The sequence below is a fragment of the Succinivibrio dextrinosolvens genome, assembly GCF_900116345.1.
Classification (GTDB): Bacteria; Pseudomonadota; Gammaproteobacteria; order Enterobacterales; family Succinivibrionaceae; genus Succinivibrio; species Succinivibrio dextrinosolvens_B.
The window spans coordinates 22320-39797 of record NZ_FPAH01000009.1 but is presented as its reverse complement, the minus strand read 5'-3'; the positions used below and the strand labels follow the sequence as shown (position 1 = coordinate 39797).

Annotated in this window: 13 protein-coding genes; 3 read left to right on the top strand and 10 right to left on the bottom strand. The window is 39.1% G+C overall.

The annotated features are described in order from the left end of the window. Positions 1-8 precede the first annotated feature (8 nt). The 4 genes from BM308_RS04360 to BM308_RS04345 form a co-directional block, all read right to left on the bottom strand. Positions 9-1100: a hypothetical protein gene (locus BM308_RS04360; protein WP_074943167.1), complete on the bottom strand. Its 1092-nt coding sequence runs from the start codon at positions 1098-1100 to the stop codon at positions 9-11. Next, positions 1093-1719: a dTMP kinase gene (gene tmk / locus BM308_RS04355; protein WP_074943165.1), complete on the bottom strand. Its 627-nt coding sequence runs from the start codon at positions 1717-1719 to the stop codon at positions 1093-1095. Before tmk ends, BM308_RS04360 begins: the two co-directional genes overlap by 8 nt. 104 nt (positions 1720-1823) lie before the next feature. Further along, positions 1824-3266 carry an endolytic transglycosylase MltG gene (gene mltG / locus BM308_RS04350; protein WP_074943163.1) on the bottom strand — a complete coding sequence of 481 codons (1443 nt, stop codon included), beginning with the start codon at positions 3264-3266 and terminating at the stop codon, positions 1824-1826. 164 nt (positions 3267-3430) lie between these two features. Then, on the bottom strand, positions 3431-4726 hold the full coding sequence (locus tag BM308_RS04345) for a diguanylate cyclase domain-containing protein (RefSeq protein ID WP_074943162.1): 1296 nt from the start codon (positions 4724-4726) through the stop codon (positions 3431-3433). Positions 4727-5048: 322 nt separating this feature from the next. Here BM308_RS04345 and BM308_RS04340 point away from each other — a divergent pair, with 322 nt between their 5' ends. Further along, positions 5049-7913 carry a valine--tRNA ligase gene (locus BM308_RS04340; protein WP_074943250.1) on the top strand — a complete coding sequence of 955 codons (2865 nt, stop codon included), beginning with the start codon at positions 5049-5051 and terminating at the stop codon, positions 7911-7913. Positions 7914-8038: 125 nt separating this feature from the next. Further along, a complete protein-coding gene (locus tag BM308_RS04335; RefSeq protein ID WP_143098562.1) occupies positions 8039-8392 on the top strand; it encodes a hypothetical protein in 354 nt (117 codons plus the stop codon). On the opposite strand, the gene BM308_RS04330 is transcribed toward BM308_RS04335, so the two are convergent. Genes BM308_RS04330 through ribF form a run of 5 tightly spaced genes read right to left on the bottom strand, consistent with a single transcriptional unit; the run spans position 8389 to position 14983 of the window. Then, on the bottom strand, positions 8389-9660 hold the full coding sequence (locus BM308_RS04330; protein ID WP_074943159.1) for an O-acetylhomoserine aminocarboxypropyltransferase/cysteine synthase family protein: 1272 nt from the start codon (positions 9658-9660) through the stop codon (positions 8389-8391). The two genes, BM308_RS04335 and BM308_RS04330, sit on opposite strands and share 4 nt — an antisense overlap. Positions 9661-9718: 58 nt before the next feature. Beyond that, complete coding sequence (gene ispH, locus BM308_RS04325) at positions 9719-10657, bottom strand: 4-hydroxy-3-methylbut-2-enyl diphosphate reductase (protein ID WP_074943157.1); 939 nt, start codon at positions 10655-10657, stop codon at positions 9719-9721. A gap of 9 nt (positions 10658-10666) precedes the next feature. Beyond that, positions 10667-11182 (bottom strand): signal peptidase II, encoded by a 516-nt coding sequence (gene lspA / locus BM308_RS04320; protein WP_074943155.1) that lies wholly within the window; start codon positions 11180-11182, stop codon positions 10667-10669. Between the two features lies 1 nt (position 11183). Further along, positions 11184-14012, bottom strand: a complete 2829-nt coding sequence (gene ileS, locus BM308_RS04315; RefSeq protein WP_074943153.1) for an isoleucine--tRNA ligase — start codon at positions 14010-14012, stop codon at positions 11184-11186. Positions 14013-14035: 23 nt separating this feature from the next. Continuing rightward, positions 14036-14983, bottom strand: coding sequence for a bifunctional riboflavin kinase/FAD synthetase (ribF, locus tag BM308_RS04310; protein ID WP_074943152.1), 948 nt, complete (start codon positions 14981-14983; stop codon positions 14036-14038). Between the two features lie 300 nt (positions 14984-15283). Here ribF and rpsT point away from each other — a divergent pair, with 300 nt between their 5' ends. Then, on the top strand, positions 15284-15547 hold the full coding sequence (gene rpsT / locus BM308_RS04305; RefSeq protein WP_031492094.1) for a 30S ribosomal protein S20: 264 nt from the start codon (positions 15284-15286) through the stop codon (positions 15545-15547). 144 nt (positions 15548-15691) lie between these two features. Here the strand turns inward: rpsT and BM308_RS04300 are convergent, their stop codons facing one another. After that, positions 15692-17311, bottom strand: a complete 1620-nt coding sequence (locus tag BM308_RS04300) for an AAA family ATPase (RefSeq protein ID WP_074943150.1) — start codon at positions 17309-17311, stop codon at positions 15692-15694. Between the last annotated feature and the right edge of the window lie 167 nt (positions 17312-17478).

Here is a 17478-nt window from a genome sequence, read left to right as displayed (position 1 = left end):
ATATATTCCTATATTTTCTTTAGAGAGTTAACCCACGCACTTATCAGCGAGACTGGAGCTCTGCTGTTTAGCATTGGAGAATCAGCTCTTATATACTTCATTTCATTATACGCATCAAGTAAATGCGATGCAGGAATTTTTATAAGTTTATCTAGTGAGTTATTCTTAAGTAATGGCAGAGAATCCTTGTCTATTCTAGCCTTGCATTTTAACAGTTCCAGAATAACTTCCTGCAGAATAAGGAAATTCTGTTCATTTGTAAGTCCCAGGATAAGAGATACCGCTTTTGAAGAATCTCCTTCATTAGAAATATCATCAATTAAAGCAGAAATAATATCTGATGCTTTTACATCAAGCTCTTCTTTATAGTATTTTAAAGCACCTCGGGGAGAGTTAAAGGATAAAGCCAGCGCAATTCTAGCTCGATCCAAAGAAAAATGATTTCCCAGATGAGATTTAAGATAATCCAAAGCAACGGACTCTGAAACCATCGGAATCTGAATCTTGAAGGCTCTAGAGAGAATAGTAGCAGGAAGCAATTCCAAAGTCTTGGTAAGCAGAATTATCAGAGTATTTGAGGTTGGCTCTTCAAAAGTCTTTAATAAAGCGTTAGCCGCCCCCTCTCCCATCAGATGAGCATTTGAGATAACAGCTACTTTGCCGTTACCTAGTACTGAGCCCTGAGAAATCCATTCCGTAAGATTTCTTATTCCATTAATTCTTACAGATTTGTTTCCCTTAGATGCCGTATTTTCCGATTCCTCTTCCTCAAGAGGAGTCCCCATATCAGCAAGCAGTTTTGAAAAACTATGGGTAAGCTCCTCTTCTCTGTCAGATTCTTCAGCAGTAGATGACAGCAGAGAAATAAAATCAGGATGGGATCCGTTCTGGAGATCATCAAAGAGATGACAGGATTTACAGACACCGCAGGCTGATTTTCTATTCTTATCAGAACATAAATACAGCTTTGCAAATTCAATAGCAAGAAAAGCCCCTCCAAGATCAGGAGCTCCGGAAAGAATTACGGAAGAAGGAACTCTTCCACTTTCAAATGCATTTTTAAAAGCCTGAAAAGGAGGCATGAGCCAGGGATCAAACATTTAACTTATCCATGCAGGCGATTACATTGGAACTTACAACATCACGAGGCTTTGAGCCGTCTATAAGAACAATATGGTCTGGATCTTCCTTTGCACACTTGATATAAGTATTTCTGACTCTTACGAAGAAATCCATTTTTGACTGTTCGAATCGATCAAGAGAGCCTCTATGTCTGGCTCTCTTCATTCCCTCTTCAGGATCAATATCCAAAAGGATGGTTAGATCAGGACGAAAATCCCCCAGAACAATATTTCTTACAGCATTGATATGATCCATGTTCATACCTCTGCCACCGCCCTGATAGGCAATGGTTGAGAGATCATGACGATCACAGATAATATCAAAACCTTCAGTAAGTTTTGGCTTAATAAAACAGTTCACGAGCTGAGCTCTTGCAGCATACATTAGAAGTAATTCTGTGGTATCACACATAGAATCATCATCTCTTGGAGTCTTTAGCAAGGCACGGATATCCTCTGCAATTGGTGTACCCCCAGGTTCTCTAACGCAGATTACCTTTCTTCCTTTATTTTTAAGATAACTGCTTATAACCTCAATCTGGGTGGATTTACCTGCACCTTCAGAGCCTTCTAGGGTAATAAATAAGCCTTTTGCCATTTTTTTAAGTCAACAATAATAAACAAAACAGAAAACTTATGATGATTATATCATTAGCTTTCTGGCAAAAAAATTAATAAGGAATACGTTTAAGTATGATTTGACTATTTCTTTTTATCAGATACTGTAGCCTTTGTATTAGTAGCTTTTGTTTTCTTGGAATCAACAGCAGAATTATTTGTGTTCGCAGAAGACATTACCTTATTTGAGGTATCGTCACTCTCTGAGATCTTTATTGTCACAGAGCCTTTTTCTTCATCTATATTGTCAGTGCTTACTGATTCCTTTGAGTTACGACTATCCTTTAATTCATTTCCTGCATTTGAAGCTTTAGAATTGCTAGGGACATTATCCTCGATTGAGGAATTATCAACATCCATATTGTCAGAGACAGATTCAACATTATTTTTTTCTTTTTCATCAGAAACAGACTCTTTTTCACTCTGTGCACTATTCTTATCATCATATAGTTTATAGTTTTTAACCTTTTTCCTATATTCTGCCACTGCCTTATTATGTTCTGTCAGAGTATTGGAGAATACATGCCCCTCTGTTGGAGATATGCCTTTTGCAACAAAATACAGGGCTTTTGACTTGTCCGGATGTAAAGCAGCATGAATAGATTTAGTCTGAGGCATACAGATTGGAGTTGGAGGCAGCCCATCGCGTGTGTAGGTATTATAAGGACTGTCAGCTTTTAAATGAGATCTGGTCAAAGTTCCAGAAAACTCTCTGCTTACACCGTACATGACAGAAGGATCGGTCTGTAGACGCATACCTTTTGAAAGTCTGTTTTCAAATACAGCTGCAATTAAGTTTCGCTCTTCATCAAGAAAGGTTTCTCTTTCTATCAGAGAAGCAAGAATAAGAGCCTCATATGGAGTTTTAATATTATTACTCTCATCTCTGTTATCCCATTCTGCCTTTAGAGCCTTTATCTGGGAAACAATGCCCTGTTTGAAAATTGTATAAAAAGGATCCTTTTCATATAAAGGATATGTTGCAGGAGAAATAAGGCCTTCAAGAGAGCTTACATCTTCTCCAATAAAATCCAGAAGAGCATCATGATCTTTAAGTAAGGTTCTGATAAATGAATCCTCTTTAGCGACTGCACTAAAGAAACGGTCATCGGAGATTTTATTTTTAAAGCGTTCCGCTTTTCTAATGATTTTCGCAAGGTTCATGCCCTCGACAATTGTAAAGGTTGGATAGGTCTTTACAATGACATTTCCCTCTGACATATCCTTCAGGATTGAGATAAAGCTTTTATTCGGTCCAATTAAATACTCTCCCTTCTGTATCGAAGAATAAGAAGTAGAAAAACGCAGATAGAATCTTGCAACCAGACGGTCCCAGGAATTATCCAGAAGATCGTTTATTACGTTTTTAACAGTTGCCCCCTTTTTTAGTTCATAGGTTGCAGTTTTAGGTGAAAGCTCACTGTTATTCAGCTTCTCTATGGATGAATATGCAAAGAAAGAAATTGCAGAAAAAGTAATCAGAATAAGAAAAAGAAAGCCAATTAGAATTTTTTTTGATTTAGTCATGAAAACAAAACAGTTAATTCAGTTGCAAATGATATGCTGTGATTATAGTCCATTAAAATCATTTTAAAGAACAATAATCTGCAAAACGAATGTTAGCACCAAAATACACAACAACATGTAGCAGATATATAGGAAAAGAAAAATAGTTCTCTTCTATTCAATCGTTAAGATTTGTCAGATTCTCTTGAGAAGAATCTCATCGACTTTTTAGTCTCAAGAATAGACTCAGAGATTTCAGTCATTATCTCATTATAGTTTCTTCCTTTTGAGATTGTGCTTGAGGAACCGATTACTGCTCTGAGATTTATGCTGACATCATCAATAGTGAAATTCTTTTCCATCTCATCGTAAAGTTCAGCCTGGACTCTATCCACATCAACGTTAGAACGAATGTTCTGCATCAGAATAATAAACTGAGAACCCACACGACAGATAAAATCATTATAACTTACAACGGATTTAATCCTTCTGGTAACCTCTCGTAACAGCTTATCTCCAATCATAAAATCATAGCAGGAATTTATCTGGTTAAAATGAATAAGTTCTAATACCACGAGCCCATGATCAGCAGAACCTTTTATTCTGTCCTTTACAAGATGCAGAAACTTATCATGTCCTGTAGTTGAGGTTATAGGGTCGATTTCCTTTGATTTTTTTAGCTCGGAGTAAAATCTGAACAGATAAAATACTAATGAAAGTGTAAGAAGATAAAGCAGAAAAAGAACAAAATAAATCTTATTACCAAGCACGGCTGCCTTTCCAGAATTCCTAACCTTTAAAGCCAAATCCCAGTGCTGTTTTCCGAAAAATACTGACTTCTGTCTATAAACTAGATTTCTGTGCTTGAAAAGAGTACTGTCACCCCATATAAAATCACGTTCATCTTTGTTGAGATAGGCTTTTATAGAGTAAACGAACCGTCCTTTTTCCGAGTTTAATTTCATATAATCAAGAAGTTTATAGAAATCAACAATAACGCCAACATATCCCCAGTATTTACCATCCACATATACAGCTTTTCGGTTAAAAATATTAATTTCGTGTGTTCTTGGAGAAACAATAGGCCCCTGAACAATGACATCTCTTGGATTTCGTCTTGCCAGATCAAGGTAATATTCTGTTGTTTTATCATTAAAATTTAACTGGGAGAAATTCTCTTGAGGCTCATTGGAGACAATAAAGAACGAATCATCCGGGGCAATCATGTAACCATTAATAAAATCCTTTGAATTTGAATTAAAAAAAGCAGAAAGATCTTTTGGCAGCAGATTAAGCTCAATAAAGTTTTTTAATTCAGCATTGGTTACTTTAGGATTATCTTCAATATATTTCTGAAGAATTTCAGCATGCTCAATAACCTGATTAAAACTGGACAAAAGATCCTTTTGCAGGTTATCCATTCTTTGGGTTGCAAGCTCACTGTTTTGTTCTTCGAATGTGCTGTTAACACTTACATCCAAATAGATTCCAGCAATAAAAAAAAGAAAAGTAATTACGAAGAAAACAAAAGTATATATGTATAGTCGAAAAGTACTAAATAACACGCATACACCATTTGATCAAACTTTATGATGTGATCTTATCATCACGCCAAAACTAAGCAAAAGCATATGGACCTTTAAGTTAAACCAACTTCAAAGATTTTTTTATTTTAAACCTTTATGGATTTAATCGCTTTTTTTAGCGATAGAAAAATAGTGTGAGAACGGTCAAAAAGTGGTAGAATAACGCATATTTTTTTTGCGCAAAAATGATTAACGAAAGGCTTTAATAATTATGGATATGGAAAAAACCTATACCCCAGAAAATTTTGAAAGCAATACCTACCAGAAATGGGAGAAGGAAGGTTACTTTAAACCTAACTATGATGAATCAAAAGAGTCATTCTCCATTGCACTTCCTCCTCCAAATGTGACAGGTTCACTACACATGGGTCATGCTTTCCAGCAGACTATTATGGATACACTGGTCCGCTACCACAGAATGAAAGGGGACAATACCCTATGGCAGTGCGGAACAGACCATGCCGGAATCGCAACCCAGATGGTGGTAGAGAGAAAGCTTGCAAAAGAAGAAAATCTGACCAGACATGATCTCGGAAGAGAAAAGTTTATCCAGAGAATCTGGGACTGGAAAGAACAGTCAGGCGGAACCATTACCCGTCAGATGCGCAGATTGGGAACCTCTGTAGACTGGACTCGTGAAAGATTCACCATGGACGAAGGACTATCAAAGGCAGTGCTTGAGGTTTTCGTTCGTCTATACGATGAAGATCTGATTTACAGAGGAAAGAGACTGGTTAACTGGGATCCTAAGCTGCGTACCGCAATCTCTGATCTTGAAGTAGAGAACAAGGACGTTAAAGGCTATATGTGGTACGTTAAGTACAAGCTAGCTGATGGCGTAACCACTGCCGACGGCAAGGATTATGTACTGATTGCAACCACCCGTCCAGAGACTCTTTTAGGTGATACCGCTGTTGCCGTAAACCCAGCAGATGAAAGATTCAAGTCAATTGTCGGCAAATACCTTGAATTACCTCTTGTAGGCAGAAAGATTCCAGTGGTAGCAGATATCCATGCTGAGATGGAAACTGGTACCGGATGCGTTAAGATTACCCCTGCTCATGATTTCAACGACTATGCAGTTGGTAAGCGCAACAAGCTGCCAATGATCAATGTTCTTACAGAAGATGCTCATATCAGAGAAGAAGGTGAGGTATTTGACACCAATGGCGAACCAACAACAGAGGTCAGTGGTTATATTCCAGAGGCATACCGAGGATTAGACAGATTTGAGGCAAGAGACAGAATCGTAGAAGATCTTAAGGCTCAGGGCTTATTAGTTAAGATCGAGGACCACGCTCTGTCTCAGCCATTTGGCGATCGTGGCGGTGTTCCTATCGAGCCAATGCTGACTGATCAGTGGTACGTTCGTGCCAGTATTTTAGGCAAACCAGCAGTAGAAGCTGTACAGGACGGAAGAATCAAGTTCGTTCCAGCTCAGTACGCAAACATGTATTATTCATGGATGAACGATCTTCAGGACTGGTGTATTTCCCGTCAGCTATGGTGGGGACACAGAATTCCTGCCTGGTATGATCAGAATGGAAAAGTTTACGTTGCAAGAAACGAGGATGAGGTAAGAGCGAAATACAAGCTTGGTGCTGACGTTGAGCTTACCCGTGATCCAGATGTTCTGGATACCTGGTTCTCTTCAGCTCTTTGGACTTTCTCAACCCTAGGCTGGCCAGATAATACAAAAGAACTTAAGATGTTCCACCCAACCTCAGTTCTTGTAACTGGATTTGATATTATCTTCTTCTGGGTTGCACGTATGATCATGATGACCATGCACTTTATGAAGAATGAAGACGGTACTCCTCAGGTTCCATTCAAGACCGTATACGTTACCGGACTTATCCGTGATGAGGAAGGCAATAAGATGTCCAAGTCTAAGGGAAATGTTTTAGATCCTTTAGACATGATTGACGGTATTGATAAAGACAGCCTGATCACCAAGCGTACTGCTAACATGATGCAGCCTCAGATGGCAGAAAAGATTGCTAAGCGTACCGCAAAACAGTTCCCAGAAGGAATTGCAGCTCACGGTACAGACGCATTAAGATTCACCCTTTGTGCTCTAGCCTCAAACGGTAGAGACATCAACTGGGATATGAAGCGTCTTGATGGTTACAGAAACTTCTGTAACAAGATCTGGAACGCCTCAAGATTCGTACTTATGAATGTAAGTGAAATGAATCTGACCAAGCCAAATCCAGCAGATCTGTCAGTTGCAGACAAGTGGATCAGATCAAAGATGCGTAAGGCTATTGAAAACGTTACCACATCAATCAATGCCTACAGATTTGATCAGGTTGCAAACAATATCTATGAGTTCATCTGGAATGAATACTGCGACTGGTATCTGGAGTTTACCAAGGCTATTCTGAAGTCAGATAAGGCTACTGAATCTCAGAAGAATGCAACTGCATATACTCTGGTTGAGATTCTAGAAGCTGTAATGAGAATGGCTCACCCTGTAATGCCATTCCTGACAGAGACCATCTGGCAGCAGACTGCACCTATGATTGGCAAGCTGAATGAAGATAAGACAATCATTACTGCAAAATTCCCTGTTGCAGAGGATTTTGACAATGATGATAAGGCTGAATCTGATATTGCCTTCATTCAGGAAGTATCAACTGTAATCCGTAACCTAAGAGCAGAGATGAAGGTTGCACCTTCTGTAACACTTGCTCCTATGATGCGTGGTGCCAGCGATGATGAAAAGAAGTGTGCTTCAGATAATTTCATCTTCATGCAGAATCTTGCTAATATCGAAATGATCAAGTTTGTAGAGGCCAGTGATGAAATTCAGCCTTGTACTTCAAAGCCAATCGGTAACGCAGAAATCCTGATTGCAATGAAGGATCTAATCAACAAGGATGAAGAGATCAAGCGTCTTAAGGGAATGATTCAGAAGCTTGAGGCAAACATCAAGTCAGGCGAGAGCAAGCTTTCAAACGAAGCATTCGTTTCAAAGGCTCCTGCAAAGATTATTGAAGGAGCAAAAGCTCAGCTTGAACTGAACAGAACTCAGCTTGAAAAAGTAGTTGCTCAGCTTCACGAGATTGAGAATCTTTAAGAAATAATCTTTTTAGATTAAACGATAAATCCTCACTATGTTTTATACTGACGTATGTGAGGATTTTTTTACTTAATAACATTATATATAAGCAATAATTTATGAAAAAAATATTGTTTTTCTTAGTGATAATTATATTTGCAAACTCTGCTTACGCATACACCGATCCCTATCTATGCTCAAAATACTATAAGCTTAGGATCAAGAATGTTGAAAAGGTTCTGGCAGTAGGTATAAGAAAAGTTAACAATACTTCAGTTGAAACATACGTACTTGGATTCGGAACCCCTATCCATGCCACCATAAATGGAGCAAAACTGACAGATGCCTATATCTCAAAAAGAAGAACACTTCAGTGCAGTGGAGAAACAATCGGTCACGTAAGAATCTATGAACTTGCAGGTCTGGGAATAAAAACTGGAGAGTTTATAATCAAAAGTGGAGACAAGAAAGCCTCCACCTATCTAGAAATTGATTAGATCTTATCTAATGCCTGCTGGATATCAGCAATAATATCCTCAACATCTTCAAGACCAACAGAAAGTCTTACTAAACCAGGAGTAATACCGCATTCCTTTAACTGATCATCAGAAAGCTGACGGTGAGTTGCAGTTGCAGGATGTAGCAGACAGGTCTTAATGTCTGCAACGTGAACCTCAGGGGATGCAAGCTTAACATTATCAATAAACTTGGCTCCGGCTTCTCTTCCCCCCTTAAGTTCAATTGACATAACACCTGAACACAGACCATCGGTCATGTATTTCTGACCTAATGCGTAATAAGGGTCTGATTTTAAACCAGGATAGATAACACGTGAAATCTTCTCATTCTTGGACAGATATTCAGCAACCTTTAAGGCATTCTCTGAATGCTTGCGGATACGTAATGGAAGGGTTTCAATTCCAAGATTTATATAGAATGCAGCCTGAGCTGTCTGGCAGACACCTAAATCACGCATAATCTGAGCTCTAGCCTTAACTATGAATGCAGCCTTTCCGAAAGCCTCAGTATAAACAAGACCATGATAGGACTCATCTGGGGTTGTAAACTCAGGGAATTTTGATGATTTTGCCCAGTCAAAGTTACCACTGTCAACCAAAGCTCCGCCAACCTGAACTGCATGACCATCAAGATATTTTGTGGTTGAATGAATAACGATATCAGCACCGAATTCAAAAGGCTTACATAGAATTGGAGTTGCAAAGGTATTATCCACAATCAGAGGAATCTCATGCTTGTGAGCAAGAGCGGCATAACGCTCAATATCAAACACAGCAAGAGCAGGATTAGCAAGAGTTTCACCAAAGATAGCCTTTGTCTGAGGTCTGATCTTTGCTTCAACCTGAGCATCTGTTTCCTCTGGTTCAAAGAAGGTTACATCAATACCCATTCTCTTGAAGGTAACAGCCATAAGATTAAAGGTACCGCCATAAACTGTAGATGAGCATAGAATATGATCACCGGCCTTGGCAATGGTAAGCACAGCTGTTAAGGTAGCGGCCTGACCAGATGAGGTCAGCATAGCACCAACACCACCTTCAAGCTTTGCCAGTCGCTCTTCTACAAACCCACAGGTAGGATTAGCCAGACGAGAATAGAAATAACCGTTACTCTTTAAATCGAACAGATCAGCGATTGCTTGTGTACTCTCATATCTGAAGGTTGTACTCTGAATAATTGGCATTGCGCTTGGTTCACCATTCTTTGGAGAATAACCAGCATGAATACACAAAGTTGAATCTTTCATTTGAACTCCCAAAACAAAAATAAATCGTTAAAAAACGACATCTTGTTTTATCTTGCCTTTAGATTTGGACTTCCTGAGGTAATGGGAAACTTTTTTCTTTGAGATCACTACCTACTTCTTCTACTGAGGAAGCTCCATTTTGTTTTAAATACTCGACAATCTCATCAACAACATACTGTGGAGCTGATGCACCTGCACTCAGGCCTACTGTCTTGATATTATTAAACCATGAAATTTCAATTTGTGAACTGTCATCGATTAAATAGGCAAAAGCTCCCTCATTTAGGGCAACTTCTTTTAATCGGTTTGAATTTGAGGAGTTAGCGGAACCGGCAATTAATACCAGATCACATTCGCGGGCAAGCTCTTTAACAGCATTCTGTCTAACCTGAGTTGCTCTGCAGGTATCATCTGCCTTTGGTCCCTGAATATTTGGATACTTTTTCTTCAGTGCTTCAACAGTAAGTCTGGTCTCATCAACACTTAGGGTTGTCTGTGTTGCGAACATGGAATTATCAGCATCGATATCAAGAGAATTAACATCGTCTTCACTGATGATGACATGAACCTTAGTTACATCACCAGTATACTGACCGATGGTACCGACAACCTCCTGATGACCTTTGTGTCCAATAACCACTGCATCCATTCCCTTTAATCCAGCCTTATTCATTTTTTTATGAATAACACTGACAACCGGACAGGTAGCATCAATAATAGTGAGGTTTCTGGATTTTGCAGACTCAAAGGTGCTTATACCTACGCCATGGGCTGAGAAAATAAGAACAGAGTTCTCTGGTACTTCATCTAGGGAATCAACGAAGTGAGCACCGATTGAACGTAAGTCATCCACAACATGCTTGTTATGAACGACTTCATGAAGAACATAAATTTCCTGATCAGAAAATTTTAAGATAGCATTCTTTACAGTTTGAATTGCCCTTTCAACACCTGCGCACATACCGCGGGACTTAGCAATTTTTACAGAAAAAGACATAAAAAGCTCCTATTTTTTTATAGGATCTTCTTTTCCTAAAAATCCTATAATCACCAAAAGGCCTGCGCCACAGCAGACTGCAATATCAGCTACATTGAATGCTGGATAAGCATAGAAAAATGAATCAGTTTTTATATAGAACAGCAGGAAATCTATAACGTGAGACCAGAGGATTCTATCAATAAGATTGCCCAATGCACCACCAATTACAAGAGAGATTGCAAGGCAGGTCCATTTCTTTTCACGGGAAGTTCTTAAAAGACAGAAAAGTAGTACCGCACAGATCACAACCGCTATTCCCATAAAGAAATAGCGCTGCCATCCGCCCATTGAGGCTAGGAAACTAAATGCAGCACCTTCATTCCAGACATGAACAATACTGAAAAAAGATGCAACACGATAACCAACTGTATCAACTGGAATAGTTGAACTGATCCAGTATTTGGTCAACTGATCAAGAACAATAACAAGCAAGCTCCATAAGAGGAACTTGCTTCCATTTTCTTTTGAAAACAATGAAGTCATATTAAGCAAATTTTCTTACTTCACCGTTTGACTTGATGTTCTCAATACATCTTGGGCAAAGACCTGGATACTCAGGATCTGCATCTACTGCATCCTCATAATGCCAGCATCTCTCACACTTCTTAGCTGATGACTTGGTAACAGTAAAGGAACAGTCAATTACCTCAGACTTGAAAGCATCAGCAGGAGCAACTACATCTGAAATTACAGCCTTAGAAGTAATCAGCACAAAGCATAACTCGCTTTCAAGCTTCTTAAGATCATCAAAGAGCTGGCCCTTTGCAAATACCTTAACGTCAGCCTCAAGAGAGCCACCGATTACACCGTTATTTCTAGCGGTTTCGATAGCCTTGTTGGCCTCATTTCTGAAGGTCAGCATTCTCTTCCAGTACTCAGAATTGAATTCTGAAGACTCATCAAGCTCTTCTAGCTTATCAAACCAGGTAGAAGTGAATACGAATTCCTCTCTCTTACCAGGCATAGCTTCCCATGCTTCCTGAGCAGTGAATGATAGTATAGGAGCAATCCAGCGGATCAGAGACTCTGCAATCAGATATAAAGCACTCTGACATGAACGACGAGCAGCACTATCAGCCTTAGCTGTATACTGACGGTCCTTGATGATATCAAGATAGAATGAACCTAACTCGATAGAGCAGAAGTTCATCAGAATCTGAACCACCTTGTGGAAGTCGTACTCATCGTAGCAGGCTACAACTTCTTTCTGAGTCTTAGATGCTAAGGATACAGCCCACTTATCAAGCTCAACCATAGAGCTGAATGGAACCATATCGGTTTCAGGATTGAAGCCGTTCAGATTTGCCAGTAGGAAACGGATAGTATTTCTTACACGACGGTATGCATCAGAAGATCTCTTGAAGATTTCATGAGAAACAGCCATATCGCCGGTATAGTCATTTGATGCAATCCACAGACGCAGAACATCAGCACCAAGTTTGTCAATAACTTCCTGAGGAGCGATTACGTTACCCAGAGACTTGGACATCTTTCTGCCCTGGCCGTCAACTGTGAAGCCGTGGGTCAGAACTTCCTTGTAAGGAGCCTTGTCTTTTGTTGCAACAGAAAGCATCAGAGAAGACATAAACCAGCCACGATGCTGATCTGAGCCCTCTAAGTATAGGTCTGCACTGTGGCCCTTAAACTCTTCACGCTGATCAACAACACTGAACTGAGTTGAACCTGAGTCAAACCATACATCCAGAGTATTTGGATCCTTGTGATAAAACTTTGCCTCTTCAGCTCCGATCAGATCTTCAACCTTGAGATCCCACCAGGCCTGAATACCATCCTTCTCAACAGCCTTGGCAACCTTCTCAATAATTGCAGGAGTATCAGGATGAATTTCGTTAGTTTCATTGTTGATTAGGACAGCACATGGCATACCCCAGGTTCTCTGACGGGAAATACACCAGTCTGTACGCTGCTTAACCATTGCCTCAATACGGTTCTGTCCCCATGCAGGGATCCACTTGGTCTTTGAAATTTCCTCAAGAGCTCTGGTTCTTAGGCCCTTGCCATCCATTGAAATGAACCACTGAGGAGTTGCACGGAAAATAACTGGGGTCTTATGACGCCAGCAGTGAGGATAACTGTGGGTAATAGAAATAGCCTTAACTAAAGCGCCCTTTTCTTTTAAAACCTCAATTACCTTAGGATTTGCCTTTAGAACATTTAAGCCGGCAAAGAATTCAACATCCTCTTTAAAGCAGCCGTCAGGGCCAACTGGATTGTAGATTTCAATACCGTACTTAGTGCTTACATTGTAGTCGTCTAGACCGTGACCGCCTGCGGTATGAACACATCCGGTACCGGCCTCCAGAGTTACGTGAGCACCTAAAATAACAGTTGACTCAATATTCAGGAATGGGTGCTTGAACTTCATAAGCTCTAAAGCCTTTCCTGATACTTCATCACCAATCTGCTCGTACTTTTCAATACCACAGCTGTTCATTACAGTTTCAATCAGGTCTGAAGCCATAATAAAACGCTCAGAGCCGCGATCTGTCTCGACCTGAACTAGGCTGTACTTAAGCTGTTCGTTCAGACAGATTGCTCTGTTGGCTGGAAGAGTCCATGGAGTAGTGGTCCAGATTACACAGGAGATTGGGCCCTGACCTTTGCCCTGTGCATTGAATGTATTCAGAACCTTCTCATCATCTGTTGAGGCAAAACGAACATAAATAGAATCTGACTTAACATCAGCGTATTCAACCTCAGCCTCAGCAAGCGCAGACTGACAGTCCATACACCAGTAAACAGGCTTCAGACCTCTTACAAAGTGACCGTTTGCAATAACCTTTCCTAAAGCTCTTAAGGTATCAGCCTCAGTCTTATAGTTCATGGTCAGGTATGGGTTCTCCCAGTCACCTAATACACCAAGACGCTTGAAATCCTTTTTCTGACCTTCAACCTGACTTGCAGCATACTTTCTGCATTCTTTTCTGAAGGTTGCAGCATCAACCTTGGCACCAGGCTTTCCGATCAAACTCTCAACCTTAACTTCAATTGGAAGGCCATGACAGTCCCAGCCAGGAATGTAAGGAGAGTCAAAACCAGATAAGGTTTTTGACTTGATAATAATATCCTTTAAAACCTTGTTAATAGAGTGTCCAATGTGAATATTGCCGTTTGCATATGGAGGGCCGTCATGAAGAATAAACATGTTGGCACCAGCACGTGCTGTGCGAATTTTCTTATAAAGACAACGCTTTTCCCAGTCCGCCAGCATTCCAGGCTCTCTCTGAGAAAGATTGCCACGCATAGGAAAGTCTGTATTTGGAAGGTTTAAAGTATTTTTATAATCAGCCATTTTCCTGTCTACCAAAACAATAATTAAAAATCGTTTATTTCGTGATTATCGAGTACCTCATGAGCAGAAAGACTGTCTTTTGCAAGCTGCTCTCTAAGCGACTCAATATCATTAAATTTCATTTCATCTCTGATTTTTTCAATAAAAAAGACCCTGATACTCTGACCATACAGGTCTTTATTAAAATCAAAGATATTAACTTCCAGAATTGCCTTGCTCTGATTTCTGACAACAGTTGGTCTTACCCCGACATTTGCCATTCCATTTTTCAGACCAAATCTGGTTAAAACTTTTACAGCATATACGCCTCTAAGAGGACTTATCCTGCGATTTACATTCATGTTTGCAGTAGGAAAACCAAGATTTCTACCAATCTGATTTCCATGAACTACAATTCCTGACATAGAATAATATCTGCCAAGAGCTTCTTTAGCGTGATCCAGCTGACCTTTAAACAAATACTCTCTGATTTTAGTACTTGAAATGCGTTCCCCATCCAGGTCCACACCGTCTATTGCACTTGCTTCCATTCCAATTGATGATCCGATTTTTTTCAAATCCTCAATTGTGGATTTTCCACCCTGCCCAAAACTGAACAGAGTACCTACGGTTACGCTCTTGACTCCAAGCTTTTTACCCAGAAGCTCAATAACATAATCATGGGCGCTCATCGCAGCAAAATCAGCATTGAATTTCATACAAAAAACAAGTTCTACACCTGCAGCTCTGAGTGCAAGAAGTTTATCTCTTAATGAATAGATTCTTGCCGGAGATTTGTCTTTGGAAAAATATTCCAGAGGCTGAGGCTCGAAAATCATTACAGCAGGCACAAGATTTAGTCTTTGAGCCTTCTCTTTCATACACTCAATTACAGCCTGATGTCCCTTATGAAATCCGTCGAAATTTCCAATCGCAATGGCTACACCGTTCGGTGTACCCTTAAAATCAGAAAGACAGCGGATAAGATGCATCAAAAAAAAACCGTTAATTGTAGTTATTATGTAAATGTAGTAAATACTATTTGAATTGTTAATTATATCTTAAAACTAAGCATACATCACGGTTTTTTCATGGTTACAAAAATATATTGTTTTTCATTTAGTTATAAAATTGCATATATATAAGTTGGATCTAAGGTTAAAAAGTGTTGTAGAATATGGCACAATTTTTGGTGTTCTACTTTAAATTTGAAAAAAAAATTGATAGAATACTGTGATTATTCACCACTATAAATGTACGGTGGTAATTTTTTAAGATTTCAGGAGCTATCTGTGCCAAATATTAAATCTGCAAAGAAGCGCGTTTTAATTTCTGAGAAGGCTCGTCAGCACAACGTTGCTGCACGTTCTAAGATGCGCACTTTAGTAAAGAACGTACTTAAGGCTGTTATGGCTGGTAACAAGGACGAGGCTAAGGCTGCATTTGCATTAGCTGAGCCTGTTCTAGACCGTGCTGCAGGCAAGGGTCTTATTCACAAGAATAAGGCAGCTCGTCATAAGAGCAAGTTAGCAGCTAAGATTAAGGCAATGAACTAATATACAGTATTACTGTTGATAGTTTGTTAAAAGAAGGGAGGTTTAATGAATCTCCCTTTTGTTTTATCGGAAACACATAAAAGTAAATGTGGCGTACGAGTTGCTTTTAATAATACTCGACCTACCACTGAACTATCAGCTTCTCTATTCGCAAACCTTCCATAAGGCAACAGACTTATCATCTGCGCTGATAACCACTCCGATTCTGATTAGATCTTTTATCGGAAGAATTTCTCCGTAACGCTTATTCTTTGTCTGATCAAGAGCTTCTTCTAAAAGCTTCTGTTCCGAATCTTTTGTTCTTGCAAGCTTGAACTCAAAAACAAACCTTTTCTCAGGTCTTTCTACAACCAGATCAGCGTTGCCCGTTGAGTTTATAACTTCCTTTCTAGAGTTTATTCCGGCAACACACATTGCAAGATCGATAAAATCTCTGCAGTTACGTTCATCAGTAAAGGCAACCTTATTGTCATAGCCGAAGCTGTTTAAAATGACATTAAAATGTTTGATGAGATTTTCATAGTTAAGATTATTGAAGTCATCTTTCAGCGCAATTGCTGTTCTTTCCTCTTTAATTGTAATAGGAGTATCTCTAACCTTAATAAGATATAAGCTGGCCAAAGCGGATTTCACCTCAAGATTAGGAGGACAAAGGTACAGCATTGTTATTGCCAGGTCTGTATCATATTCAACGCGTAATGAAAGATACCCTGTTTGGTAAAGCAGACTTACTGTAGGCGCATCAATGTATTCGTAAAAAAGGTTTAGCTCCTGTTCTCTGATCTCTATTTTCTGAAGCTTTTTAAGAGGAGTATCCTGAATACTCTTTATGTATTTTGCAATCAGAGTAGGATATGATCCGCCCGTTTCATACCAGAAATTTTTAAAGCCATTCTCTGGAGCAGATAAGAAATTCAAAACGGACCAAGGATTATGGAGAAGGGTTTCATTATCAGCATGAAATCTATATCCATCATAATGAGACTTTATCTGAGCATAACACTCTTCTTTAGAGAGATTTAGAATACAGGCTGCATTCTCGACATATTCATCAAAGTAATGATGCATATCCGCTTCCGTGTATCCCAATAAAGGAGCAAACTTAGCTTCAAGACCTAAATCTCTTAGATTGTTAAGCTGAGAGAAAACTGATGTTTTTGCAAAACGTCCAACACCTGTAATGAAGATAAATCTCATCTTTCCAGTCAGAGCCTTAATTGCCCCCAAAAAGCCTTGTAGAAAGACTCTATATTCATTAAACAGTTTCTCATCATCCAGAGAATGCGTTAGAGGATAATCATATTCATCAATTAGGAGAACAAATTCACTAGGAGAACTGGAAATAATATCAGTTAAAAGGGCATCAGATTTATAGGTTCCTGAACTGTTTGTTCGAGTAATACTTAAACTATTCGCTATCTTGTCAAGAATATCGTAAATCTTAGCATCAAAATCAACAGGACTTGTGTAGGCAAAAGAAGAAAAATCAAGATGAATAACCTTATAGGTCTTTCCTTTTTCTCTTTCCTCCCAGAGTTTTTCTATCTTAAGTCCTTTAAAAAAAACAGTTCCATGAGAAAATAAGGATTCAAGAGTAGATATAAGTAGAGATTTGCCAAAACGACGAGGTCTGGATAAAAAATTAGGGCCGTCAAGATAAGCAAATTCATAAATTAAATCAGTATGATCAACATAAATCTGCTTTAACGAACGTAATTCTTCAAAACCACTTTTAGCCTTTGGAAGTTTTGTAATGTCAACCATCTTATATTTCTCTATGAACCTGAAACTGCTCTTATACTCTATGTTGTACATTCTACTACAAACAAATATTTAAATATGCAGGGTTGATTCATACATAGAGCAAGCAAAAGATGATACAAAAAATCCCAACCTCACAAACGAGATCAGGATTTATAGCAGAATTAACA

Bases quoted from the DNA above. Each gene is read 5' to 3' on its own strand.
- BM308_RS04360 (WP_074943167.1), bottom strand. From the start codon at position 1,100: ATGTTTGATCCCTGGCTCATGCCTCCTTTTCAGGCTTTTAAAAATGCA.
- BM308_RS04340 (WP_074943250.1), top strand. From the start codon at position 5,049: ATGGAAAAAACCTATACCCCAGAAAATTTTGAAAGCAATACCTACCAG.
- ispH (WP_074943157.1), bottom strand. From the start codon at position 10,657: ATGTCTTTTTCTGTAAAAATTGCTAAGTCCCGCGGTATGTGCGCAGGT.
- BM308_RS04300 (WP_074943150.1), bottom strand. From the start codon at position 17,311: ATGGTTGACATTACAAAACTTCCAAAGGCTAAAAGTGGTTTTGAAGAA.
- ileS (WP_074943153.1), bottom strand. From the start codon at position 14,012: ATGGCTGATTATAAAAATACTTTAAACCTTCCAAATACAGACTTTCCT.
- ribF (WP_074943152.1), bottom strand. From the start codon at position 14,983: ATGCATCTTATCCGCTGTCTTTCTGATTTTAAGGGTACACCGAACGGT.
- BM308_RS04330 (WP_074943159.1), bottom strand. From the start codon at position 9,660: ATGAAAGATTCAACTTTGTGTATTCATGCTGGTTATTCTCCAAAGAAT.
- tmk (WP_074943165.1), bottom strand. From the start codon at position 1,719: ATGGCAAAAGGCTTATTTATTACCCTAGAAGGCTCTGAAGGTGCAGGT.
- lspA (WP_074943155.1), bottom strand. From the start codon at position 11,182: ATGACTTCATTGTTTTCAAAAGAAAATGGAAGCAAGTTCCTCTTATGG.
- mltG (WP_074943163.1), bottom strand. From the start codon at position 3,266: ATGACTAAATCAAAAAAAATTCTAATTGGCTTTCTTTTTCTTATTCTG.